Source organism: Burkholderia sp. SJZ089 (assembly GCF_007828315.1).
GTDB classification, from domain to species: Bacteria; Pseudomonadota; Gammaproteobacteria; order Burkholderiales; family Burkholderiaceae; genus Burkholderia; species Burkholderia gladioli.
In genome coordinates this window covers 33,019-57,340 of record NZ_VIUM01000015.1, presented here as the reverse complement: position 1 = coordinate 57,340, position 24,322 = coordinate 33,019, and the positions used below count along the sequence as shown (strand labels likewise).

The 24,322-nt window shown below is 64.7% G+C and carries 21 protein-coding genes; 4 read left to right on the top strand and 17 right to left on the bottom strand.

Annotated features, from left to right (window positions below; all coding sequences use genetic code 11):
* Nucleotides 1-268: 268 nt before the first annotated feature.
* The 4 genes from FB600_RS25700 to FB600_RS25685 all read right to left on the bottom strand — a co-directional run bounded on the left by FB600_RS25700 (nt 269) and on the right by FB600_RS25685 (nt 6,420).
* Complete coding sequence (locus FB600_RS25700) at nt 269-2,929, bottom strand: 2-oxoglutarate dehydrogenase E1 component (RefSeq protein WP_145757584.1); 2,661 nt, start codon at nt 2,927-2,929, stop codon at nt 269-271.
* Nucleotides 2,930-3,166: 237 nt separating this feature from the next.
* A complete protein-coding gene (locus tag FB600_RS25695) occupies nt 3,167-4,789 on the bottom strand; it encodes a methyl-accepting chemotaxis protein (RefSeq protein WP_098151749.1) in 1,623 nt (540 codons plus the stop codon).
* A gap of 876 nt (nt 4,790-5,665) precedes the next feature.
* Nucleotides 5,666-5,971, bottom strand: coding sequence for an H-NS family nucleoid-associated regulatory protein (locus tag FB600_RS25690; protein ID WP_096752650.1), 306 nt, complete (start codon nt 5,969-5,971; stop codon nt 5,666-5,668).
* A gap of 122 nt (nt 5,972-6,093) precedes the next feature.
* A complete protein-coding gene (locus FB600_RS25685) occupies nt 6,094-6,420 on the bottom strand; it encodes a flagellar transcriptional regulator FlhD (protein ID WP_227742735.1) in 327 nt (108 codons plus the stop codon).
* Nucleotides 6,421-6,666: 246 nt separating this feature from the next.
* Between FB600_RS25685 and galU the strand changes: the two genes are divergently transcribed.
* The 4 genes from galU to FB600_RS25665 all read left to right on the top strand — a co-directional run bounded on the left by galU (nt 6,667) and on the right by FB600_RS25665 (nt 10,885).
* The gene (gene galU / locus FB600_RS25680; RefSeq protein WP_145757585.1) at nt 6,667-7,551 is read left to right on the top strand and encodes a UTP--glucose-1-phosphate uridylyltransferase GalU; all 885 of its coding nucleotides are present in this window, start codon (nt 6,667-6,669) and stop codon (nt 7,549-7,551) included.
* 13 nt (nt 7,552-7,564) lie between these two features.
* Complete coding sequence (locus tag FB600_RS25675) at nt 7,565-8,158, top strand: phosphatase PAP2 family protein (RefSeq protein WP_145757586.1); 594 nt, start codon at nt 7,565-7,567, stop codon at nt 8,156-8,158.
* Nucleotides 8,159-8,492: 334 nt separating this feature from the next.
* Nucleotides 8,493-9,686 carry a hypothetical protein gene (locus tag FB600_RS25670; protein ID WP_145757587.1) on the top strand — a complete coding sequence of 398 codons (1,194 nt, stop codon included), beginning with the start codon at nt 8,493-8,495 and terminating at the stop codon, nt 9,684-9,686.
* Between the two features lie 62 nt (nt 9,687-9,748).
* Nucleotides 9,749-10,885, top strand: a complete 1,137-nt coding sequence (locus tag FB600_RS25665; RefSeq protein ID WP_244116450.1) for a sialidase family protein — start codon at nt 9,749-9,751, stop codon at nt 10,883-10,885.
* A gap of 62 nt (nt 10,886-10,947) precedes the next feature.
* Here FB600_RS25665 and FB600_RS25660 read toward each other — a convergent pair whose 3' ends face one another.
* The 13 genes from FB600_RS25660 to FB600_RS25600 form a co-directional block, all read right to left on the bottom strand.
* Nucleotides 10,948-11,883 carry an SIS domain-containing protein gene (locus FB600_RS25660; RefSeq protein ID WP_036040556.1) on the bottom strand — a complete coding sequence of 312 codons (936 nt, stop codon included), beginning with the start codon at nt 11,881-11,883 and terminating at the stop codon, nt 10,948-10,950.
* Nucleotides 11,861-12,667, bottom strand: a complete 807-nt coding sequence (gene kdsB, locus FB600_RS25655) for a 3-deoxy-manno-octulosonate cytidylyltransferase (RefSeq protein WP_145757589.1) — start codon at nt 12,665-12,667, stop codon at nt 11,861-11,863. Before kdsB ends, FB600_RS25660 begins: the two co-directional genes overlap by 23 nt.
* Nucleotides 12,651-13,202: a KdsC family phosphatase gene (locus FB600_RS25650; protein WP_145757590.1), complete on the bottom strand. Its 552-nt coding sequence runs from the start codon at nt 13,200-13,202 to the stop codon at nt 12,651-12,653. The genes kdsB and FB600_RS25650 overlap by 17 nt, the downstream gene beginning before the upstream one ends.
* On the bottom strand, nt 13,199-14,044 hold the full coding sequence (gene kdsA, locus FB600_RS25645) for a 3-deoxy-8-phosphooctulonate synthase (protein ID WP_145757591.1): 846 nt from the start codon (nt 14,042-14,044) through the stop codon (nt 13,199-13,201). The genes FB600_RS25650 and kdsA overlap by 4 nt, the downstream gene beginning before the upstream one ends.
* A gap of 63 nt (nt 14,045-14,107) precedes the next feature.
* A complete protein-coding gene (locus tag FB600_RS25640; RefSeq protein WP_096752642.1) occupies nt 14,108-15,190 on the bottom strand; it encodes a glycosyltransferase in 1,083 nt (360 codons plus the stop codon).
* A 55-nt stretch (nt 15,191-15,245) separates the two neighbouring features.
* A complete protein-coding gene (locus FB600_RS25635) occupies nt 15,246-16,220 on the bottom strand; it encodes a glycosyltransferase (RefSeq protein ID WP_145757592.1) in 975 nt (324 codons plus the stop codon).
* Nucleotides 16,217-16,747 (bottom strand): serine O-acetyltransferase, encoded by a 531-nt coding sequence (locus FB600_RS25630; protein WP_096752640.1) that lies wholly within the window; start codon nt 16,745-16,747, stop codon nt 16,217-16,219. Before FB600_RS25630 ends, FB600_RS25635 begins: the two co-directional genes overlap by 4 nt.
* On the bottom strand, nt 16,744-17,949 hold the full coding sequence (locus FB600_RS25625; protein ID WP_145757593.1) for a capsular biosynthesis protein: 1,206 nt from the start codon (nt 17,947-17,949) through the stop codon (nt 16,744-16,746). Before FB600_RS25625 ends, FB600_RS25630 begins: the two co-directional genes overlap by 4 nt.
* 28 nt (nt 17,950-17,977) lie before the next feature.
* The gene (locus FB600_RS25620) at nt 17,978-19,210 is read right to left on the bottom strand and encodes a lipopolysaccharide biosynthesis protein (protein WP_145757594.1); all 1,233 of its coding nucleotides are present in this window, start codon (nt 19,208-19,210) and stop codon (nt 17,978-17,980) included.
* Nucleotides 19,211-19,276: 66 nt separating this feature from the next.
* A complete protein-coding gene (locus FB600_RS25615; RefSeq protein WP_096752638.1) occupies nt 19,277-21,514 on the bottom strand; it encodes a polysaccharide biosynthesis tyrosine autokinase in 2,238 nt (745 codons plus the stop codon).
* A 52-nt stretch (nt 21,515-21,566) separates the two neighbouring features.
* A complete protein-coding gene (locus FB600_RS25610) occupies nt 21,567-22,001 on the bottom strand; it encodes a low molecular weight protein-tyrosine-phosphatase (RefSeq protein WP_013689571.1) in 435 nt (144 codons plus the stop codon).
* A complete protein-coding gene (locus FB600_RS25605) occupies nt 21,998-23,167 on the bottom strand; it encodes a polysaccharide biosynthesis/export family protein (protein WP_145757603.1) in 1,170 nt (389 codons plus the stop codon). Before FB600_RS25605 ends, FB600_RS25610 begins: the two co-directional genes overlap by 4 nt.
* Before the next feature lie 64 nt (nt 23,168-23,231).
* Nucleotides 23,232-24,293: a sugar transferase gene (locus FB600_RS25600; protein ID WP_145757595.1), complete on the bottom strand. Its 1,062-nt coding sequence runs from the start codon at nt 24,291-24,293 to the stop codon at nt 23,232-23,234.
* Nucleotides 24,294-24,322: the final 29 nt, after the last annotated feature.

Sequence of the window (24,322 nt, the reverse complement as noted above, 5' to 3'; positions counted from 1 at the left end):
CCACGAAAATGCCTCACGGCCCTGAAATGATGGGTACTCCGTCTTATTTTAGATTTTGTCGGGGCGCTCGCGCGAGCCCAGGATCGGGCATTTCGAATGGCTCGAAACGCTGTTCAACGAGACGCCCGAAACGCGCGACGGCCGCATGACCGTGCCGACGCGGCCGGGCCCGGGCCTTACGCTCGGCGAGCGTATGACGGAGCATAGGGTGCAGGGCGCCCGGCCGCCGCATCGCGCGCGGCGGCCTGCCCACGCACGCTCGGCTATCTCATGCCGCGGCCGCCTCGACATGCTCCACAGCGCCGACGCGCGACGCCTCGGCGCCGGCATGCCCTCCTGTCGGTGGCACGAGTTCGCCCAGCGCGCTTGCCACCAGCCGGCGCTGCTCGGCCTGATGCGCACGCACCGACGAATGCGCGCCCGAGGCGCTCGCCGCCCGGCACACCGCCGTCAGCCGGCAACCACTGGGCAGCACCGCTTCCAGTTCGTCACGCACGAACCGCCAGGCCCCCTGGTTCACGTCCTCCTCCTGCGCCCAGACGACTTCCTCGAGATTGCCGAAGGTCCCGAGCACGCATGCCAGCTCCAGTCGCGGAAACGGGTACAGTTGCTCGACGCGCACCAGCGCGATGCTCGTGTCGCCGGCGGCGTCGCGGGCGTCGCGCAGCGCGTAATGGAACTTGCCGCTCGACAACACGACCTTCCTCACGCGCATCGCATCGGTTACCGAATCGTCCTGGATCACGGTGGCGAACGCGCCTTCCAGCAGCGACGGCATGGCCGAATGCGAGCGCGCGTCACCGTACAGCTGAGATTTCGGAGACATGACGATGAGCGGTTTCGGCTGGCGCGCGGCGGCCTGTCCTCGCAGCAGGTGGAACCACTGCGCCGACGTGGATGGGCACACCACGCGCATGTTCTCGTCCGCGCACAGCTGCAGGAAACGCCCGAGGTAGCCGTTCGAGTGCTCCGGCCCCACGCCCTCGTGCCCGTGCGGCAGCAGCACGGTCAGTCGCGATCGACAGCCCCACTTGTGCTCGCCGGCCGCGATGTACTGGTCGACGAAAACCTGGGCGCCGTTCACGAAATCACCGAATTGCGCCTCCCAGATCGTGAGCACCTCGGGTGCCGCCAGGCTGTAGCCATACTCGAAGCCGAGCACCGCCTCCTCGGTCAAGGGCGAATTCACGATGTCGAAGCGTCCCTGGCCGGCCGATAGCGCGCCGAGCGGCACGTGCATCTCGCCGACGCGATCGCCGCCGTCCTGGAAGTGCCACACGGCCTGCCGGTGCATGAAGGTGCCGCGCCCGACGTCCATGCCCGAGAGCCGCACACCGAAGCCGTCGTCGAGCAAGCACGCGTAGGCGAGGTTCTCGGCGAAGCTCCAGTCCACGCGGCCGGCTTCGTCAGCGACCGTGTCGCGCCAGCGGGCCGTCATCCTTGCGATGAACTCGTGGATCCGCACGCCGGGCGGCACGCATGTGAGCGCGTCGGTCAACCTGCGCAGCCGCTCGAGCGACAGTTCGGCGAACGGTGTCGTCGTGGTGTCGGCCTCCTTGCTCGCGTGCCGCGCCGAATCCGGCGTGCCGGCATGTCCGTGCAGCAACACCTGCAGGGCCGCCCGCCGCAGCCCGTCCAGCGGCGCAGTGCCGCCGACCGACGCGTGGTACAGGTCGACCACGCCCGGGTGCACGCCGATCACCGCCTGTAGCGCCGGTTGCGTGAGCGTCGGGGTGTCGTGCTCCGAATGGCCGAGGCGACGGTAGCCGATCAAGTCGATCAGGATATCGGCCCGGAAGATCATCCGGTAGTCCAGCGCGACCGCCACGGCGCGCAGTACCTCGTCCGGCCGATCGGCGTTCACGCGCAAGACGGGCGCGTCCACGCCGCGCGCCACGTCGGTGCAGTAGACATGTGCCGCAGCGTCCATCCGGTTCGGCGTGGTGAACCCGATCTGGTTGTTGACGATCACATGAAGGGTGCCGGAGGGCGAGTAACCGGCATGGCGCGCGAGGTTGAGCGTCTCGGTCACGACGCCCTGCCCGGCGAACGCGGCATCGCCGTGCACCACCACGGGCAGGCAGCCGGCCTCGCCATGCGCGTCCTGCCAGGCACGCGCCATGCCGACCACCACCGGGTAGACGCTTTGCAGATGGGATGGGTTGTGAGCCAACTGCACGGTGACCGCGCCGTGCGGGGTACGCTTGCGCGTGGTTGCGCCGAGGTGATACGGCAGGTCGGTTTGCGTGGCGGCGATGTCCGAATCGGGATCGAGTCGGGCGAGGACGTCCGCCGCGCTCGCATCCATCACGTTCACGAGCGCGTTGAGCCGGCCGCGATGCGGCATGCCGAGGAACAGCCGGACGATGCCGTGGCGGCCGGCGTTGTCGATCACAGCGGCCAACAGCGGGATCAGGCTTTCGCAACCTTCGAGCGAAAAGCGCTTGGCGTCGGCGAACCGTTCGGCCACCACGCGCTCCCACGTTTCGGCCGCCAACAGTTGGCCGAGCACGGCGTGTCGCTGCCCGAGCGACGGCACCGGATTCGATGCGGTCGACTCCATCCTTCCGAACAACCAGCGTCGTCGCGTCTCGTCGCGCACGCCGCTGCAGTCGAGCGCGAGCGCGCCGCAGTAGATCTGCTTGAGGCGCCGCGCCAACTCGCCGACCGTGCGAGCCGTCTCGAAGCCGACGAGCGGCGTGTCGAGCGGTTCATCGGGGGCGAGCCCATGGAAGCCCGGGTCGAGCTCGGGCACATCGGGGCAGGCGGCGAGCCGCAACGGATCGATGTCGGCCACGCGGAAGCCGGCATGGCGGTGCGCGTCGATGAAGCGGCCGATCAACAAAGGCTTGGCGCTCCGCGAGGCGTCCCGCACCTCGGCGCGGGCGAAACCGACAGGGGTAGCGTATTCGGGATATCGACTAAACATGACGAGTGCCTGTATGGACAGAATCGGTTAATCGAATCTCGCCATCCGGACTCCGGTACGCGCACTCCCCGCCAACTCACGGATCACGGCCACGGGGATGAGCATACCAACGGATCGCGATCCGGCCGGAGCGCCTGCGTGTCTTGTATAGGCGCTCCGTCATACGTCATCGACCCGTACGCATACGGCTCGTGTCTCCGTCCTTGATGTGTCGGTCACCTCCGATTCATGGCCCCCTCAGGTGGCGGAGAGCAGGGGCATGCTGGATGCGTGTCGGGTGGGGCGAGGCACCAGGCCACCGGTGCGGTGCGCATCGCCGTCGAGCCGGAACGCGGCAACGGTGCTGGCCAGCGCGTCGGCCTGGTTGCGCAGCGCCTGGGCGGCCGCCGCGCTTTCCTCGACGAGGGCCGCGTTTTCCTGCGTGACCTGGTCCATCTGCGTGATGGCGTGGTTGATCTGCTCGATGCCGTCGCTCTGCTCCAGGCTCGACGCGCTCATCTCGTTGACGATCGACGACACGGCCGTGATGCTCTTGACGACCTGCCGGATCGTGTCGCCCGCCTGCTCGACGATGCCGGTGCCCGTGTCCACCTGGTCGACCGACTCGTCGATCAAGGCCTTGATCTCCTTGGCTGCCACCGCGCTGCGTTGCGCAAGGCTACGCACCTCGCCTGCCACCACCGCGAAGCCACGGCCGTTCTCGCCGGCGCGCGCGGCTTCCACGGCTGCGTTCAGGGCGAGGATATTGGTCTGGAACGCAATGCCTTCGATCACGCTGATGATCTCCACCACCTTGCGCGAGGACGCGTTGATCGTGTTCATGGTGTCCACCACGCGGTCTACCGCCTCGCCACCTCGCACCGCTACCGCCGACGCATCGCCGGCGATCTGGTTGGCCTGCTGCGCGTTGCTCGCGTTCTGCTTGACTGTCGAGGTGAGCTGCTCCATCGCGGCGGCGGTCTGTTCGAGGGCGCTCGCCTGCTGCTCCGTGCGGGTGGACAGATCCATGTTGCCGCTCGCCACCTCCTGCGAGGCGAGCGTGATGGCGTGGGTGCCGGTACGCACGCTTCCCACGATGACGTTGAGGCTGTCGGTCATCTTGCCCAGTGCCGCGAGCAGGCGCGAAACCTCGTCCTTGCCGGTGGTGTCCAGGCGGTGGGTGAGGTCGCCGCCGGCCACGGCCTCGGCCAGCACGACCGCGCTACGGATCGGGCGGGTGATGCTGCGCGTGATGAACCATGCCGTGAACACCGAGATCAGCAATGCGCAGAGCGCGAGGATCCCCATCTGCAACTTGGCCCGACGGCCCTCGGCGGTCGCCTTGTCAACGTCGGCGCTCATCTCGCCGGCCTGGAAGTCCACCATCTTGTCGACCAGCGTGTAGTAATCGTCCTGCAGGCGCGCCATCTCGCCCTGGTAGACGTCGCGAGCGGCTTCCTGGTTGTTGGCGGCGATCAGGCTGAAGAATTTCTTGACGCTCTGGCCATAGTCGCTGCGTGCCTGGAATTGGCTTCTGAACAGCGCCTTGCTCTGTTCGTCGGTCAGTTGTTTTTCGAATTTCGCGTAAGTGTCGGCGTTCAATTTGCGGATGACGGCATAGTCGTCCATATACTTTTTCGCCTGGTCCGCATTGGTCGCCAACAGCAGGTTGCTGAGGATGCCGCTGGCCTTGTAGCCGTTGTTCTTGATCTGGGTGCTCGATGCGATCAGCGAATAACGTTGGCTGACAATGCCGTTCATTCTGACCACGCTCGACTCGATATTGCGCACGCCCAGCAGTGTGGTGCCGATCAGCAGCGCAACCACGATGCCGAATGCCGCGCTCAAGCGAACCCCGATTTTCAGGTCGGAAATCTTCACGATACGTTTCCTTGCAAAAGGACGCTATTTTCAATAGTGCGTTCCTTTTCCCAAAAACCGAATGAAGCATTCGGTAAGTCGCGCGATCGCAGGTGCCATGGCACGGATACGAGGATCGAGCGGCAGAAGAAATTGGAGGCCCCGAGCACTATCTCTCCAGCTTGTTTACGGCACGCGACGAAAATCTTTGAATTTCTTTTTCGATGATCGAAATGTACCGGCCCCGTCGATTTGCCACGCACCCTATGCAATGCCGGAATTGGCCTCGGCTCGCATGGTTTCGGCATCCAGCGCCCTTCTCCACCAGTCGAAATTCGATCGAAATGCCATTCATCAATGAATACGACAGGCGCGATTCTATGTCGGTCAAAAAGTTGACGCGCATGGAAAATAATTGATCCGGTGACGCTGCGCGATACGGTAGCCGCTGAACGGTTTAGGCTTCATGACCTGTCAAAACCGGCAGGGAACAGCGGAAGGGATTTCGGCATCTCCCCTCGGAACGCACGGCTTGCCCGCGTGCAAGCGGCCATTCAGGCGCGTGGGAATGTTCAGCACGATCTCGTCTTTCAATTGCCCGATATGAATTCTTCAAACTCCCGCTATCGAGCCTCGTGCCGACCCGAAGGCAGGTATTGTCGAACGGCTATTGGCCATAGCCGAGATGAAATATGCACGAAGGCCCGGATCACCCGGCATGGCGACATGCAACGTGTATAGCGAGGGCAAACAAGCTGAGTTGAACTGACGGGTCATATATCGCCAAGATGCAGCGAGACGACGTGCTCGCGCGGTGCGCCATGCACATGCGTTCATGCAGGTCTGCCCATGCGGCGACGACTGTATTCCGCCGCCTCCCATTACGCGGCCACGCGTTCAGCCGGTGCTGGCCTCGATCAGGAAAAGTTCGCGACGACCGCCCTTGATCCAGCGAGGCTCGCGACCACGGCCACTCCATGTCGCGCCGGTCTCGGGATCGCGATACCGGGGCATCGAGGCACGCTTTCGCCGCATCGCCTTCGAAGCGCGGTGCGGGCCGAATATCTGTCCGGACGTCAGGCCGTATTCGGCCACCCGGGCACGAACCTCATGAATGACAGTCTCGAGTTCGGCGAGCCGGGCTTCCTCGACGCGCTTCATCAATTCGTCGGCTTGTGCCTTCAATTCGCGATAACCGGACATGCGGCCTCTCCATGTTTCATGAAGTGTCAAAGGACGGAACAGATACGTCGACAGCAAGATGGCAGGGATGCGATTCCCTGAACGACGTGCGAAGCACCCACCCAGGGAAAACCGGAAACGGATCACCCTCGTCCAGGAATATTCTCGACGCGGATTTCGCAACACAGCTCGGTGGAGGCCGCGTGCTCGTCGATCTGCTCCGGCGTCATGGCGACGATCCACGCGGCAACCTCGTCCGTGACACCCAGTTGACGCTTGCCCTGTTCGCGGTCGGTGCGCAATATGCGCTGTGCGAGCAAGAGGTACGCGCGGTTGAATGCCGTGATTGCGTCGACGATATCGCCCTGACCGTTCATGATTGCTCCCGAGCCGACGGCGACCTTGCGCGCGGCGCCGGTCTGACCGTCCTGTATTGAATGCCCGAGTCTATGGCACGCGATCGGCGTCATGCCGACAATTCCTAGACGGCATCCGACATTCGCGGCACTGGCGATGGCGATTGGTGATCAGCGATTTACCACTGTCGGATTGAGCCTAGATTCGGTCACTCCCCGAAACCGATACCTCCGTACGATTTTCGGACGGGGTGCAGAACCATAAGCGCGAGCGGCGCGGCATCGGCCAGCGACAACCGCATCGTCGCCTCTCCTCCGAAATGTCGATGTCCTACTCTGAACGGATGGAGTCCGAAAACCATGTTGAAAGTGACAAAAGCCGTATTTCCGGTCGCCGGCCTCGGCACGCGATTCCTGCCCGCCACCAAGGCCAGCCCGAAGGAAATGCTGCCGGTCGTGGACAAGCCGCTGGTTCAATATGCGGTCGAGGAAGCGATCAACGCGGGTATCACGGAGATGATTTTCGTGACCGGTCGCAGCAAGCGCGCCATCGAGGATCACTTCGACAAATCCTACGAAATCGAGGCGGAGCTCGAAGCGCGCGGGAAGGAAAAGCTGCTGTCGCTGGTTCGCAGCATCAAGCCGAGTCATGTCGATTGCTTCTACGTGCGCCAGGCGGAGGCATTGGGACTCGGTCATGCGGTGCTGTGCGCGGAAAAGCTGGTCGGCAACCAACCTTTCGCGGTCATGCTGGCCGACGACCTCCTCGACGGCCCCACACCCGTATTGCGCCAGATGATCGAGGTGTTCGATCACTATCACGCGTCGGTAATCGGCGTGGAGGAAATCGCGCCCGAGGCATCGAGCTCGTACGGCGTGATCGAGGGCAAGCGCTGGGAGGACAACCTGTTCAAGCTGTCGGGGATCGTCGAGAAGCCGGAGCCGGCCAAGGCACCGTCCAATCTGGGCGTGGTGGGCCGCTACGTACTGAAGCCGAAGGTGTTCGAGCATCTACGCGCGCTGCGGCCCGGTTCCGGCGGCGAACTGCAATTGACCGACGCGATCCAGTCGCTGCTCGCCCACGAGCAGGTACTCGCCCACCGCTACGAAGGAACGCGCTTCGATTGCGGCAGCAAGCTCGGATACCTGAAGGCGACGGTCGAGTTCGCGCTGCGGCATCCCGAATTGGCTGCGGATTTCGAAGACTATCTCGCCGCGCGGATGGCGCTGCAACCGGCCGTTTAACCGGGAAGTCGGCATGAACCCGATGACGTGGAGCATGGTCAGCGACCTCGGCGACGCGGCGATGACCTTGCCTCTGGCCGTCGTTTGCCTCGCGTGGTTGACGCGTTCGGCCACCGGGCGGGATCAGGCGATCACGTGGGCGCTGATGCTCGCGGCTGGAATGGTCTTGGTTGGCGTCACCAAGATGCTGTACGCGGGCTGCGGGGTCCAGATTCGCTCGATCGATTTCCGCGTGATCAGCGGGCACACGATGCTCGCGTCCGCGGTGTGGCCGATGGCTTGCGTGCTCGCGCTGAACGGTGATGCACGATCGGGGGCCAGCGTGTCGCTCGGGCTGGGGCTCGGCGCGCTGATCGGTATTTCACGCGTGATCGACGGCGCGCACACACCGTCGGAAGTCATCGCTGGCTGGCTGGTCGGCTCGGCGATTGCGCTGGCCTTCACATCGCGGCATGGAGCGCCGCGCCTGAATGCCCGGAATCGCACGCTGGTCGCGGGTTCGCTGTTGGCGGTATCGGCCCTCGCCTACGGTCGTCACGCACCGATTCAGGCGGCGATCGAGCTGTATTCGCCGTTCCTGTGCGGGCGCTTCGCACTGCCGCCCTGAGCGCCGCCGTCGCGCACGAGCACACATCGCAAAGCCGCTCGGCGCGATTCGGCATGGGTCGAGCGGCTATCCCGCGCCGCTGCGCGGCGCCGACCCTGCCGGAAACGACGGAATACCATCCTGATCAGACAGCCCCCCTCGCCCGGCCTTTCGGGCCACTATGCTCGTTCCTCGGAACCGCTTCCTCGAAAGCGACCAAGCGGTTCCGCTTGCGCGACGGCGCGCAAGCCAGCCCTGCCCGCCAGGCACCTTGCCCGCGCGGCACGGCTTCTCGCCGCGCGGTGCCGGAACCGCCTGCACGCAGTGAATCCGCAGTCTCCGATCGGGCGCATGCATGTCGACCTTGCTCTTTTCCGCCAGCGTGGTGTTTTTCTCGCTCAACGCCTTCAGCGTGCGCGCAACCTTTGCCGCGTATTTCCTGCTCTGCACGCTCGCCTTCCTGCGCGCACCGACGCTGATGAACCACCAGCGACACCTGTTTCCGGCTTGTGCATACTGGCTGGCCAGCATCTCCCTCGCCTTCATCCTGTCGGCATTTGGCGATTTCTACGTCAACTTCTTCATCAAATTCGTGCTGATCCAGGCGTATATCGCGCTGAGCTACTGGATGTTCGCGGCCGGCGCGCTCACGCGGCATTCGCTCGACACGGCATGCCGCGCGCTCATCTACATTCACGCCGCCTTCTTCACCTTCCAGCTCGTTTATTACCTCGGGACCGGCACCTTCATCGACTTCGACAGCTATGTCCGCGAAGCCGATTCCGAGGCACTCTATGCGACCAAGGCGCTGAGCGACAGCTTGATTTCCATCCGCGCGCTGGGCCTGTATTCCGAACCGTCGTTTTATGCGATGACGGTCGTGCCGGGCGCGGTGCTGCTCCTGCTGTCGCAGCGACGCATCACGCTCGCGCCCATCGTCGGCTTCGCCACCGCCTTGCTCAGTTTCTCGGTGGCATCGATGGCGGTCTGCGCGGCGCTCTGTGGACTGCACATGCTCGCCGGGCGCGGGCGGCTGCGGACCCGGCTCGCCGTCCTGGCCGTCGCGCTGGCGTGCGTACCCTGGCTCTACAGCGTCTATGACCAACGGGTCAACCAATCCGTCGACTACGATTCGGTCGGCAGTCGTACGCTGGTGTTGACCGAGCTGACCGAGCGCGACGCCGTCGCGAACGTGTTCGGTGGCGGCCTGTTCTGGGACGAGCGCAACAACGTCGGGAAGACTCACCTGCGCGGCTATCAGGTGCGAGACAGTTCGTTCTACATCTACCTGGTGTTCGCCAGCGGCGTGCTGGGTTGCGTCGTGTTCTTCGGCACGCTGCTCGCCCTGTTTCGCCGCAAGGGCCGACGTAAATACCTGCTCTACCTGCTGCCGATCCTGCTGTTCAAGTATCACGTGCTTTATGGCATGCTCTGGCTCACCATCCTGCTGTTCCTCGTGCTGGCCGAGCAGAGCGAGCCTCGTCGGCGCGCCCTCGCCCGCCCCGTCGTCCATCCATCCGGGCGCACCCCGCTCGCGCAGCTCACATGACATCGATCCGAGCCGCCTCGACATGGCGCGCGGCAAAACAGGCGCTTATCGCGGCGCTGTGCATGAACTACGCCGCGATGGCCGCGCACGCCGCCCCCGTACCCGCACCGCCCGGCGAGGTCATCGCGCACAGCCCGGCCGCCACGCGTGTGTACCTCGGCTCCCCGTCGCTGGCCGTGCTACCGAACGGCGACTATGTCGCCAGCTTCGACACGTTCGGCCCGGCGGCGCCGCAAGACCGGGTTTCGGTGTTCAGGTCGCGCGACAAAGGCTTGACCTGGTCGAGACTCGGCGACGTGCCGGACCAATACTGGTCGTCGCTGTTCGTGCTGAACGGCGCCCTCTACCTGATGGGCACCAACCGCGCGATGGGCACGCCGTCGATTCGCCGGTCCGACAACGGCGGCGCATCCTGGACCACGCCGGCCGACGCGTCCACCGGGCTGCTGTCCCGAGCGGGGCGCTTCATCACCGGACCGGTTCCCGTACTCGTCGATCACGGGCGCGTCTGGCGCGCATACGAAAGCGTCGAGGACGGCGACCTGCGTGCGCTGGTGATGTCCGCACCCCTCGATCGTGATCTGCTCGATGCGCGCAACTGGCGTGTGTCCGCGCATCTGCCGTCGGACAAACGCTGGCTGGACGGCAAGTTCCTGTCGTGGGAAGAAGGCAACATGGTGGGCCGGCAGCACGACACTCCCGTCGTCATGCTGCGGGTGAACACCGCGAACGGCCGGGAAAAGGCCGCGCTGGTAGCGACCCGCGACGAAGGCCGCACCCTGTCGTTCGACCCGGCGCGCGATTTTGTCGACCTGCCCGGTGCCGGGAAGAAATTCACGATCCGCTTCGACCCGCAATCGAAGCGATACTGGACCATCACGAACGCGGTGCCAGACAGTGCCGGGCGCGTCAATCTCGAGCGCATCCGCAACACGCTGGTTCTGCTGTCATCGCCCGATCTACGGCAGTGGACCGCGCACCGCATCCTGCTGCAGCACGAGGACATGAAGCGACACGGCTTCCAGTACGCCGACTGGCAGTTCGACGGCAGCGACATCATCGCCGTGCTGCGCGTCGCGTTCGACGACCAGGAAGGCGGCGCGGCGAGCCAGCACGACTCGAATTTCATCACCTTCCTGCGTGTGCGCCAGTTCCGTCAAAACACCGACAGCCAGGCCCTGACGCAAAACCTGCAGTAAGCCTCGCCGGCCCCAGGCGCGACTCGCGGGTGCATGGCGAGGTGCGTGGGCATCGAGCCCGCCTATTTCTTGAACACACCGACGACCTCGCAGCCATCGATCACCAGCAAGGCACCGATGCCCTGCTGCTGCATCAGCAGCAGGGCATCCTCGATCCGCGTGCCGGGCCGCACGGTGGACGGGGCGATGGACATCATGTCCGCCGCCGTGCGCCGCAACACAGCATCGCCATGCCGCTCGATCGCCCGACGAATATCGCCGTCGGTCACGATGCCCCAGCCCGGCACGCGCCTCACTATCGCAAGCCCGAGCCGGCCGTGCGTCATCGCATCCAGCACGTCCAGCGTCGGGGTGTCCTCGTTCACGAACGGCAGGTTCTCGCGAGCCATTTCATCGTCGACCGTGCACAGCAGCCGGCGGCCGAGCGAGCCCCCCGGATGGAAGCGTGCGAAGTGTTCCGGCTGGAAGCCCCGCGCGCGCATCAACGTCACCGCCAGCGCATCGCCCATCGCGAGCGTCGCCGTGGTCGAAGCGGTCGGCGCGAGCTGCAGCGGGCAGGCCTCGCGTTCCACGCCGACATCCAGGTGAACGCGCGCGGCGCGTGCAAGCGTCGACGCGGAGTTGCCGGTCAGCGCGATCAGCACGTTTCCATTGCCGCGCAGGAATGGAATCAGCTTGATCACCTCGTCGGTCTCGCCGGAATTGGAAATCGCGAGAAACACGTCACCCGGCGTCACCATGCCCAGGTCCCCGTGGTAAGCCTCGCCAGGGTGCATGAAGAAGGCGGGCGTACCGGTGCTCGACAGCGTCGCGGCAATCTTCCTGCCGACGATGCCGGACTTTCCCATCCCGCATACGACAACGCGGCCGTTCGACGCCAGGATGAGCTCGACTGCCTGCTCGAAACTCGCGTCGAGACGGGCGGCCACGCCGGCCAATGCCCTCGACTCGATATCGAAGACCTGCCGCGCGGATTCAAGATGGTTCTGTCTCGTCATGAACTTGTCGTTTGAGAAGGGAGACGACACGGGCCACGTCGTCGGATGTATCGACGCCGGCGGGCGGCGCGTCGGGCCAGCGCATCACGTCGATCCGCATGCCCAGCCAGAGCGCGCGCAACTGCTCCAGCTTCTCCAGTTGCTCCAGCTCGCATGGCGCGGCGCTCGCCAGTGTCTGCAAGGCAGCGTTCGAATAGGCATAGAGGCCGACATGGCGGATCAATGCTCCGCCCTCGGGACCGGCCGCCTGGGTCGGCCGGCCGTCGCGACAGAAGGGTATGGCCGCTCGCGAGAAGTACAGCGCCCGGCCAAGCTGATCGACGACGAGCTTGACGATGCTCGGCTCGTCGAGCAGCGCGATATCGCCGATCGGGCATGCCACCGTCGCGACACCGAGTTCCGGCGCCGCAAGGCAAAAATCGGAAAACGCCTTCAGAAGCGCGATCGGCACGAGCGGTTCGTCGCCCTGCACGTTAAGCAATACGCCGCTGTCGAGCCAGCCGAATTCACGCGCGACCTCCGCGGCGCGATCGGTGCCGGATGCATGACCGGGATCCGTCATGGCGAAACGGATGCCGCGAGCGGCCAGCACATCGGCCACGCGCGCGTCGTCGATCGCAACCACGATGTCGGCATCCGGCAGCGCTTGGCGCACGCGCGCATGGACGCGGACGATCATCGGCTCGCCGTTCAGATCGACGAGCGGCTTGCCGGGAAGCCGCGTCGAGCCGTAGCGAGCCGGAATCACGACGCGCGCCGTCCGGCCGCTATTGAACGATGGCATGGCCGCTCCATTGCGCGAGCAAAGGTCGGTACGCGTCATCGAGCGAGAGCCCGGCGCCCCCAAGCAGATGCTCCGCCACCTCGCGCGCGACGCCGCGGCCGCCGGCCGTGCGCGCGACATGGTCGACACGCGCGCGCACCAGCCGATGCGCATCGGCTGGCGCATACGATACGCCGACACGCTCGATGACAGGCAGGTCATTCACGTCATCGCCGACATACGCGACCTCGTGATCCTCGATTCGATATCGCGCCTTGATATCCGCATAACCGACATCCTTGTCGACGCAGCCGGTCACGACCACGTCGACGCCCAGCTGCCGCGCCCTCCAAGCCAACGCGTCGCTGTGCCTGCCCGACAGGACGCCGCTGCGAATCCCATGTGCGCGTAGCAGCGCGATCGCGACGCCATCGTGCACGTGAAAGCTCTTCATGAACTCCCCGTCGGCCGTCACGTGGAGCAGGCCGTCGGTCAGCACGCCATCGACGTCGAACAGCACCAGGCTCACCGTCCCCCGATACATCGCGCCGCTCATCGAATCTCGAGCGGCGCGAGCCGCTTGACCAGGTCGTCGACCGCCTTCACCTGCTGCAGGAACGCATCGAGAAGCGCGAGCGGCAATGCGCTCGGTCCGTCGCAGCGCGCCCTGTCGGGATCCGGATGCGCCTCGAGGAACAACCCCGCCAGCCCGAGCGCCATCCCGGCGCGCGCGAGATCGAGCACCTGGCGGCGCCGGCCGCCCGATGCGGCACCGTGCGGATCGCGCATCTGGAGACTGTGCGTGACGTCGAAGATCACCGGACAATCGCCCGTCGAATCGCGCATCTGGCGAAAACCCAGCATGTCGACGACGAGGTTGTCGTAACCGAACGAGGTGCCACGCTCGCAGAGGATCAGCTTCTCATTGCCGGCCTCTCGGCACTTCGACACGACATGCCCGATCTGCGTCGGGCTCATGAACTGCGGCTTCTTGATGTTGACGGCATTGCCGGTCCGCGCGATCGCGACCACGAGGTCGGTCTGGCGCGCGAGAAACGCCGGCACCTGCAGCACGTCGGCCACCTGTGACACCGGCACGGCCTGCCACACCTCGTGCACGTCGGTGATCACCGGCACGCGGAACCGGCGCTTGACTTCGTCGAGGACCTTGAGCCCCTCGTCGAAGCCAAGGCCTCGATACGAGTGGATCGACGAGCGGTTGGCCTTGTCGAAGGACGCCTTGAACACCAGCGGAATGCCGAGACGACGCGTCACCTCGACGAACGCATTGCAGACCTCGAGCGTGAAGTCCAGGCTTTCGACCACGTTGAGTCCGCCGAACAGGACGAAGGGCAAGTCATTGCCGACGCTGACGTCGGGCGTGATACAGATATTCACACGGTTCTCCACAAAATAGAGGCGACGATGCGCGTGCCGCGCGAGCACCGCCGGACGTCGTTGTCAGCGAGCCGCCCCCGCCGCGTAGAGCGGCGCCAGCTCTCCGAAAAAGCGGTCTTCGCCGTAGCGATGACGCGCCTCCCGGAGCGCCAGGCGGGTCAGTTCGCGACGCAGCGCCATGTCGCCGGCAAGGCGTTCGAGCCACGCGACCGCATCCGCGGCACTCGTATAGATCAGGCCGGTCTGCAGATGGCGCACCACGTCCACGTTGCCGGCGCAGTCGGACACCACGACGGGCCGCCCGGCCAGCATCGCCTCGATGACCGACACGGGCATGCCTTCCCAAGACGATGTCGACAGATACACGTCCGCGCATTCGAGGCGCCTTGCCACCTCGTCGTGGGGCAGCCAGCCGGTTATCTCGACGCCTGCATCGGCAAGCCTTGCCTTCGCGGCCTCGTCGCCATCGCCAATCCAAACGAAGCGCGTCCCACGCGCGCGCATGCGATGGGCGATCCGCGCGAATAGCTCCGGATTCTTCTGCACGCGGATCCCGCCGACGGTCACCACACACGCGATTTCATTCACCGGTCGCCTGACGTACCCCGGACTCGCGGACGACGGCACGCAGCTCACCGCGTTCTCGACCACCACCACGGGCTGGCGAAGCCATGCACGGATCGCCCGCCCCTCGCTTTCCGAGCACGCCACATACAGGCATTGACGAACGCTCGCGATCCATTCGAGGCCGACGAATATCAGGCGCTTCAAACCCGAGATGTCGCGTCGCATGAACGATATGCAGTGGGGGCTATAGAAGAACGCCGCGTTGGGCAAGGTGAATAGCGCCGACAGCCGCCCAAGGAACCCGGCGAACGAGGAGTGCAGATGGACGACGTCCGGTTCGATCTCGTTGAGCGCCGCACGCAATTGCATGACGGTTCGCAGCAAACCCACTTCCTTCATCTGGACATGACGCAGCGATACCCGCGCATCGAACATCGCGGCGAGCTCGGGCGGCGTGTCCGGGCGGAGCGAGTAGACGATATGCACCTTGTGGCCTTCACGCGCCAGGCGATTCGCGATCAGGCGCACCATCGACAATGTGCCCGTCGCGCTGGATTCAACTATGTGGACGATCTTCATCGGGATCCGGATTCCATGAGGTAACGGCCGTCGCGCAACAACGGCGGATGGCGACTCAGACACAGGAACGGCGCCCCGCTGCCGCATCGATATGGGCGAGCACCCCCGACCTCTCGATGACGCGCCCCCATTCGAGCGATCTCATCGCGGCCGGGTCGGGACGAACCGCGCGGATTCTCGACACTGGAAACAATTCGTCGAAGATCGTCTCGCCGGTGAAGTGGCATTGCACGCCCAACTCATTCGCAGTGCGAATATTTGAGGGCGCGTCGTTACACACTATCTTCTTACCCAGAGATGCATATTCGAGCAGCTTCGTGGGCGTCTGGAAGCAATGTGGCCGGTGATATGGAAAGAAGCAGACCGCATATTCACTGTCGCGGACGATGCGCATCGCGTCGGGCTGCGGTACGCGCCCGACGAAGCGGATACCCGGCGTGTCGGCGAATTCCGTCCGGATTCCTGGTTCCGGCGCGCCAACCAGGACCAGCGTGTCCGACGCATCGCGCCGTGCGTCGCGGTACGCGGCCAGCACCCGGTGAAAGCCGCGCTCGCGGCTCATTTCGCCGATATAGCAGAACCGTGCGGAAGGTGCACGCCCGGTGTCGCGCCCGCTCGATCCGGCGGCATCGACATGAGCGTCGGTCGGATCGAAGAGCCAGTCCGGAACGCCCATCGGCAACAACAGTTCGTTCACGCCGTCGCGAAACGCCATCGCGGTGCGCATCCGTTCGTTTTGAAATATGCGCAGGTCGGGCCGCACGTTCAGCACGCGCTTCACCCGATCCTTCATGGCGGCCAGCCGGCCCACCGACAGCGACCGATAATCGTGGATCACGAACCGTGCGGGCGGCAGCACGCGATAGAAACCCATGATGCACCACAGGATGCAGGCATGCCGACCTGGAAAGCGCGTATATGCGTCGAGATCGCCGTCAAGCACCTCGAAGCCATGCACTCTCAGGCGGTCACTGTAGGCGGCGATCTCCGGATAGTTCGCCTTGCCGGGATGCAGAATGAACACCTTCATTTCGGTTCCTGTTCTTTATCGAGAATACGTGCCGGCACGCCGACCGCCACCCTGCCGGCCGGCACGTCGCGAAGCACCACCGCCCCGGCACCGATGCGCGCCCGGTCGCCGATGTGGATCGAGCCAAGCGCGACGCTGTGCACGCCGAACTCGACGTGATCGCCGATCGTCGGCACCCCGCCGATCGAGCCGTTCCTGTCGATGGTGTTGCCGATGGTCACACCGTGTCGCAACGTGCAGTAATCGCCGAGCACCGCGTAGCCGTTGATTACCAGCCCGGTGCCGTGATGGATCGTGAGCCCCTTGCCGATCTTCGTCTTCACCGGAATCTCGATGCCCATCAGCCAGTCACACAGCACGATGTAGAGCAGGATCAACGGTGCGCCGGCCAGCAGCGTAAGCCGGCTCCGGCACGCGAGGTAATGCACGACGCGGTAGAAGATCACCACCGCGCGCGGCTTCACGAACATATTGCGGCGGCAGTCTTCGATGATTGCCTCGGCGGTCTGTCGCAACGTGACGCTCATGTCAGTGCCGCCCTTTCGAACACGCGCCTGGCCGCGTGGGCGGGGACGCGATCGGTGCCGAAGTAGTCGATGTCGTCGATCAGGAACGAATGGATGTACCTGAGCAGCCGATGGCGATCGAATTCCTTGTAGAAACAACGGCCCAGCGACACCACGCGCTTTCCGTACAGCATCGCCTCCAGTCCGACCGTCGAATTGATCGTGACGACGGCTTGCGCATGTCGGAGCAGTTCCGTGGTCGGCGATGTGACGATCTCGAAGTGATAGGTTTCCCGCAAGCGCAGGATTGCCTCGATCTCGTTCTCGTCGGTCTCGGCCGGATGCGGTTTCACGAACAGGTCGGCCCCTTCGTTCATCGCGAATTCGGACGCGTGGCGGATTGCGTCGAGATTGTCGACATCGGAGTGCAGCTTGATCTGCGTGTCGCCGGAAACCTGCAGAGGCAGAAACACATAGCGGCGGGTCCGCAGCGTATCGGGCGACATATGGGTCGCCTGACGCGGCACGCGAATCGCGTTGCGCGCGCGCACGCTGGTCAGGCGCCGGCGCGCGACGCCTCGGCTCACCGACTTCAACAGGTAATTGGCCGCGGAGGCCGCCTTGCGCGCGAATGATGTGCTTGCCTGCGGCAACGGCATGCGCTTATAGCGCTCATAAGTCGACAGCCAACGTGCATGCGTGTCCTCGTCGGGCAAGGGCAGCCGATCGATGAGTGCCGGATTGCGACTGATGGTCGACAGCGCGTTGACGCCCAGGGCGTCGACGAACAGCTTGCCCGGCAGATTCGAGATCTCCATGAAGCAGGTCGCGATGCCGTAAGCCTCGCACGCCTGCCGTACCGCGCGACACACCAGTTGCTGGCCGTTCCACATCACGCACTGCTCGACCCGCGAACTGCACAGGAATTTCGAGGCGATGTGGAAGATCGAAGCCGCCTCCCGCTTGGCTCGCGCCTCGCCGATCTGCCCGTTCAGCACCTCGATCGACGACGAGTAAGGCATGCGGTCGACATGAGCGCTGTCGGGCACCTCGATCGGCATCATCCGGTTCAGGTACACCGAACGGTAACCGCCCAGCAGCAAACCGAGGTGCGCGAGCGGTTCGCTCGTCAGGAAGGCGAACCGGTATTCGTGCCGGACCGCGCCTATCAGGCGAGTCGCGAAGTAGTAGCGCTCGAGGGAATCGATGACGATCAGGATCATGATGAGTTCGTTCTTCGCATCAGCAAGGTCACGCCGGCGCCCGTGACGGGGGAAGGCTCGTATCGAGGACCCGGTACGTCAGCCCGATCCCGACCACCATCAGCGCTGCGCCGGTCAGGGAAAAGATCCGTATGCTCGCCGGGGCCGACAGGTTCGATATCCACGCGATGCACAGCGCGCCGGCGAGACACCCGCCGCAGCTCAATTGGAACAGGAAATCGATGCGCTGCGCCTGGGTCGCGAGGAAGACCTGGGATAGCGGCACGTAGATCAGCTGCATCATGAACAGCGGCATCAGGCTGTAATAGAACCCGACAGCGCCTCGCCACCCTTCGCCGAAGAACAGGTCGACGAGCGGCGCGAACAGCGACAGTCCGCCGACCATGTACACCGCGGCGAGTACCATGAGCGCGCGAGCATAGGTCCAGTACACGCGCGGAACCGCTGTCCGCGCATCCACGCGCGCCATGGCTCCGATCGCGTCGCGCCGGAACACGCCGCCGACGCTCTGCGCGATCAGCGATACCGGAAAGAAGCCGAATCGGTACGCAGCCGCGAAGTTGCCGGCGCTCTGCGCATCGAACCAGTGCGGGATCGCGATCGACAGCGCGTAGGTCAACACGGACGCACACAAGGTCGACGGCAGGACATACAACGCGAACCGGCGGTTCCGCATGAAGAACTCGCGCGACAGCCGAAACGAATACCCCGAGCGATAGCCGGACAACAGGATCGCCACGATCATCACGCCCGACACCGACGCGTTCACCCATGCGTATATCGCGAATGCGTCGATCTGCACGCAAGCGCGGCAGGCGAGCGACAGCAGAAGACCAACGAGAAACGCGCCGTTGACCACCACGCGTGACAAGGCAATCGATCCATAGCGCCGCATGCTGTTCAGGTAGGACCCGGCAGCCAGTTGCACGAACATGGCCAACGCATAGACGGCGACGATACGGAGATCGCCGCTGCCGGCGACAAGGATCGCGACGCCGAGCAGCGAGATCACGACCAGACTCAGCGCCGTCACGTGGACGAACGCGTTGAACGACACTGCCGGCACGTCGTCGACGCACGCGAGTTCATAGCGGAAAGCCAGTAGCGTGCCAGCGAAGGTCGCGAGCGCCAGCAGGTAGTTGAACTCGCCGAGCGAGGCCGGCCCGAACCATCGTCCGATCAGGAAGATGCAAAAAAATAGTGCGATCTGCCCGATCACCACGCCGGCGAGCGACACGATCGAATCCCGCGCATTGATCATCGCGCCTCCATGCATGCAGCCCGAGCCGCCACGCGGGGCGGAACGCCGACCTCGACGGCAGACGCCTCACGCATCTTGAGTCCCGTATTCGTAGGGGATATAGCGATAACCGCCGTATTTCGACCCGTATCCGTACTGTCCGAGCCGCGGGTTGACGCCATTGAAGACGATGCCGTTCAGGCGAACGCCGTTCTGCGCGAAACGCTTGGCGGATTCGCCGATCTCACCGAGTTTCGTTTTGCCAGCCATCGTGACGAGCAGTGCCGTCCCGGCCAGCGCGCCGAGAATGCCGGTATCGGGCACCGCGAGTACCGGCGCCGAGTCGATCACGACGATGTCGTAACGAGAAGACAGATCGCCCAGTCGTGTCGCGAGGCTGGGGTTCAGCAGCAATTCCCCGGGGTTCTTCGGCATGGTCCCGGTCGAGATGAAATCGAGCCCCTCGATCACGTCGCGATGGACGACATCGTCCACGCACGCGCTGCCGTCGACCAGATCCGTGAAACCGCGGCCGCGAGGCACGCCGAGATAGTCATGCAGGCAGCCCTTGCGGATATCGCCGTCGATCAGCAGCACGCGCTTGCCGGCGCCCGCCATCAGGACCGCGAGGTTCGACGACACGAAGGTCTTCCCCACATTCGGTGCCGGCCCGGCGATCAGCACGATGTCGTTCTTCGCCTCGAGCATCGCGAACTGCAGCGCCGTGCGCAGGCTGCGCAGGCACTCGACGGCCGGATCTCCCGGGAAGGCGATCGACAGTATCGATTGGTGGCCCCGCTTGCGCGCGGCTTCCTGCGCCAGCTCGCGCTGATGCTCGCTGTTCGGGACGGTGGCGTATACCGCGAGGCCGAGACGACGCTCGATCTCGTTGTGATCGGAGATGCCATGAAACAGCATCGAGCGTACGATCGCGGCGCCGCACCCGGCGAGCAGCCCGAGCAGCAGGGACGCCAGCGCGACCAGCACCTTCTTCGGTCGCACCGCCACTTCCGGCACCGCCGCCGTATCGACCAGACGCACGTTGCCGACCTTGCCCGCCTGGACGAGCTGCAATTGCTGCATATTGTTCAGCAAGGCCGTATAGAGATCGGTGTTGACCTTCGCATCCAGCATCAAGCGCACCGTTTCCTGCTGAAGGTCCGGCAGGCGCCGGATCTGCTGCTCGGCCTCACCGCGGTAGGCGCCCAACGCGGCGATCTGCTCGTCGATCGCGACGACGCTGGGATGCCGCGCCGTGAATCGCGACATCAGCTCCTGGCGCTTCTGCTGCAATTCGAGCAGGCGCGTCCTCGCATCGGCGGTCTGCGCCAGCGCGAGCTTCGCTTCCTCGCTGAGATCGACCGTGCCTCGTTCGTTGCGCAGCTTCGTCAGGCGCGCCTCGGAATCGGCCAGTTGCTGCTTGAGCTGCGGCAGCTGTGCGGTCAGGAATTCGAGCGATTGCGCGGCTTCCGCCGATTTCCGCTCGATGTTCTGCCGCACATACTGTCGACCGATCTCGTTCATCGTGTCGCTGACCCATTTCGGATCGGTGTCCTGCAAGCTCGCGACGACGACGTCCGACTGCTTGACGCGTTCCTGCACATTGAGGCGGTCACGGATGTCCTCCACCGTCTTTAACCGCGAGTTGCGCACCAGGAGGAAGGCGGCGCCCGGTTTCGCCGTGACGGACGCGATCTGCAGCACGATCGGGCCGCGCGGCGAGGGAAAATGCTCGAGCTTGCCGATCGTTCCCTCGACCGCCGCGTCGAGGTCTCCGCCTTCGAGCCGGTAGCGCCCGCCGGCGAGGGCCGTCAGCGTGAACGTGTCCCCTTCGTTCCTGATGGGCACGTCGAAGCGCGCCACGTCGATTTGCTCGGCACCCCATGCATAGCCGCCAAAGCCGGCCAGCCCGGGATCGGACAGGCCATCGTGATGGCGAGCGATCCAGTCGCCGATCAGCGGAAAGCGCTTGGGCGATACGTCGATGAACAGCTTGAGCTTGTCGACCGCGCGTTCGACGACCAGCCGAGACGCGAGAATCTGCTCCTCGGCGGCGGCCGAGGACTTGACGTCGAATAGCGCCGAGACGTCGCTCAGCAGCGACTTGGCGGCCGAGGTGTCGGGGCTGTCCTCGACCTGGACCATGATGTTGGCCTCGAATACGGGCTTGCTGAAAATCGCATAGGAGAGGCCGGCGAAGAGCACGACGCAAGTAATGCTCGCGATCAGCCAGCGGCTTTCCAGCAGGATGTCGAGCACCGCGACGAAGTCGGTCTCGCTGCCGTCTTCGGTGGCGTGCTGCGACGGGGCTGGGGCTTGGATCATGGCAACGATGGAAGACTTATGGGGTTGACGTGGCGCACCGATCATCGGCGCGTCAAACGATACGAAGGCGCCTCGACCACTCCGACACGCCGAGCTCGATCAATCGCGCACAGCGTTCGAATACGAATCTGGGCTGGCGGTACGGATCGTGCACGTCGAAATCCGTGTGTTCGCCGAGACGAAACACGCGTCCCCGTACAAACGGGAACCGGCTCTCGAGCGACAGGCGCTGGCCACGGGCCATCACGAGGATCAAGTCGGCGTCGGCGCACAAGCAGCGGCCGATCTGCTGCGCACGATGCGTCGAGACGTCGAGGCCGCGCATGCGCATCACCTCCTGCGCGTAGGGCGAGGCCGGCATGCCGACCAGCGCGTTCAGACCGGCGGATGCGACGCGACGCCCGGGCACCGCCTGACGCAGCATCGCTTCGGCCATCGGACTGCGGCAGATGTTGCCCTCGCAGACGATCAGGATGGAGTCCATCATTTGGTGGCGATCGCCGTGGTCAGCCCGGCGTTGATGGCCGGCAGCAACAGGCTGAGTACACGGCTGAAGCGCACGAGAGCGTTGCCGTCGACATACACGATGTCCTTGGGTTTCAACTGGAACTGATTGGCCAACACCATCGCGACCGGCGAATGGGCGTCGAGATGGAAGACCTGCAGCTGCTCGCCCTGCATCCCGCGTACCACATAGAGCTGCGCGGCGTCGGCCGTGTTCGCATTCAGGCTGCCGGCCTGCGCGATCGCATCGCTCAGCGTCAGTCGTCCATCGCGCATCGGCAGCGCCGTCACGGGCTTGTTGACTTCGCCCATCACGAACACGCCGCTGTCGTCACGCGACAGCACCCGGACGAGATCGCCGTTGCGCAGTACGATCTTCGACGGATTGCGCCCCTGCTCGGCCATTTCGACCAGGTCGACGCGGCGCTCGATGCCGTCACGCACCAGCACGATGCGGCTCTGGTCCGCTGTCGACGAGAAGCCGCCGGCCCGACCGATCGCGTCGTAAATCGTCATCGGGATATCGTTCAAGGCTTGCGAGCCCGGCGTATGCACCTCGCCCTCGATATACACCTGCTTCGCACGGAACGATGCGATACGCACCGTGACCTGCGGATCATTGAACGTCTTGTCGAGACGTCGCGCGAGCTGCGCCTGCACCTGCTCGACCGTCGAACCGGCAACCGGAAACCGGCCCGCAAAGGGAAATTGCAGCGTGCCGTCCTGGTCGACGACGAATCCCGGCGGCGCATCGGCAGTCCTCGGCGCGGCCTGTGGCGACGCACCCTGCGCGAGCGCAAGCTCGGGATGGTCCCAGACGGTGATCTGCAGCACATCGCCTCGACCAATGGTGTAGGCCTCCGGGGACGCGACGATATCCGGGGCAAGGCCGCGTCCATTACGTTCCATCTCGTGCATGCGCCGGATCAAGGACAAGTCGATGTTAGTGACCGGAATCGGCAGCGCGGCACGATGGTCCGGCGTCGTACCGCTTTCCAGCGGGATCGACACCGGCTGCTGCATGCTCATGCCGGGCGCGACACCGCACGCGCCCAGCCACGCACAGAGCGGCAGGATCAGCACGAGCCGGCCCCATGATCGATACGGCCTGCGTCCGTGTGCCAAACCCGTTTGATGCAACCTCTGCATTACCACCTCGCACTTTTCAATTTGGAACGACATCGGCCGCCTCGAGGTTCGGGCGCGATGGCAACTAATACGCCCCCGAACCTCGCACCACGACACGAAGTGTCCGAAGCAGGATCCCCATGTCCAGACGCAGCGACCAACCGCGCACGTAGGCCACGTCGAGCGACACGCGTGTCGAGTAATCGGTGTCGTTGCGGCCGCTGACCTGCCAGAGGCCAGTCATTCCGGGCTTCGCCATCAGGTAATAGCGCACGTCGCCGCCATAGCGCTTCAGTTCCGCCTCGACAATCGGACGGGGGCCCACCAGGCTCATCTCGCCTTTCAGCACGTTCAGTAGCTGCGGCAGTTCGTCGAGACTCGTCCTGCGGAGCAGGTGACCGATCGGAGTGATGCGCACATCGTTCTTCAGCTTGAATTCGCGGTCCCATTCCGCGCGGGCGTTGGCATCGCGTTCCAGCAGCGTCTTGAGCGCCACATCGGCGTTCGTCACCATCGAGCGGAACTTCAGGCACTTGAATCGCCTGCCGTCACGGCCGACCCGCTCGTGCCCGAAGATCGCCGGCCCGCGATCGCGTCGTACGGCCCAGGCGATGCCCAGCAATACCGGGGCGAGCACCACGAGCAATACCGACGCGCCGACCAGGTCGAAGCCGCGCTTGAGCATCCGCTTGAAGCGTCCGGCCGCGCGGTGGCCGCGCATATCGGCGTGGGCGATCGCCGCCGCGCGCACCTGCCGGCTCCCGTGCGCGATGATCCCGAAGATCGCCAGGGTCAGCGCGCGAAACGCTATCAAGCCGATCCCGCTGGCAAGCGTCCAGTACACGAACCATTCGCTCGACAGCACGTGCACGCGATGCAGCAGGTACAGCAGCGCGGTACTCATGCCCTGCACGACGACCCACGCCATGCCGGTCCGGCCGAGCAGGCGCAGCACCGAGCGCCTGCGAGCCGGCTCGTAGATGCCGCATGCGGGAAATACCGACAACGCCAGCGCGGCGGCAAAGGCGACGAGTCCACCATCGAACAGGGTCCCGCGCGCTCCATTGGTGGCATCGATCAAGGCAGGAATGAACGCGCCCAGCACAATCAGCCCGACATCGGTCGCACGGTTTATCAACGCATTCATTGATATGAACTCCTAATTCATCATCCAAC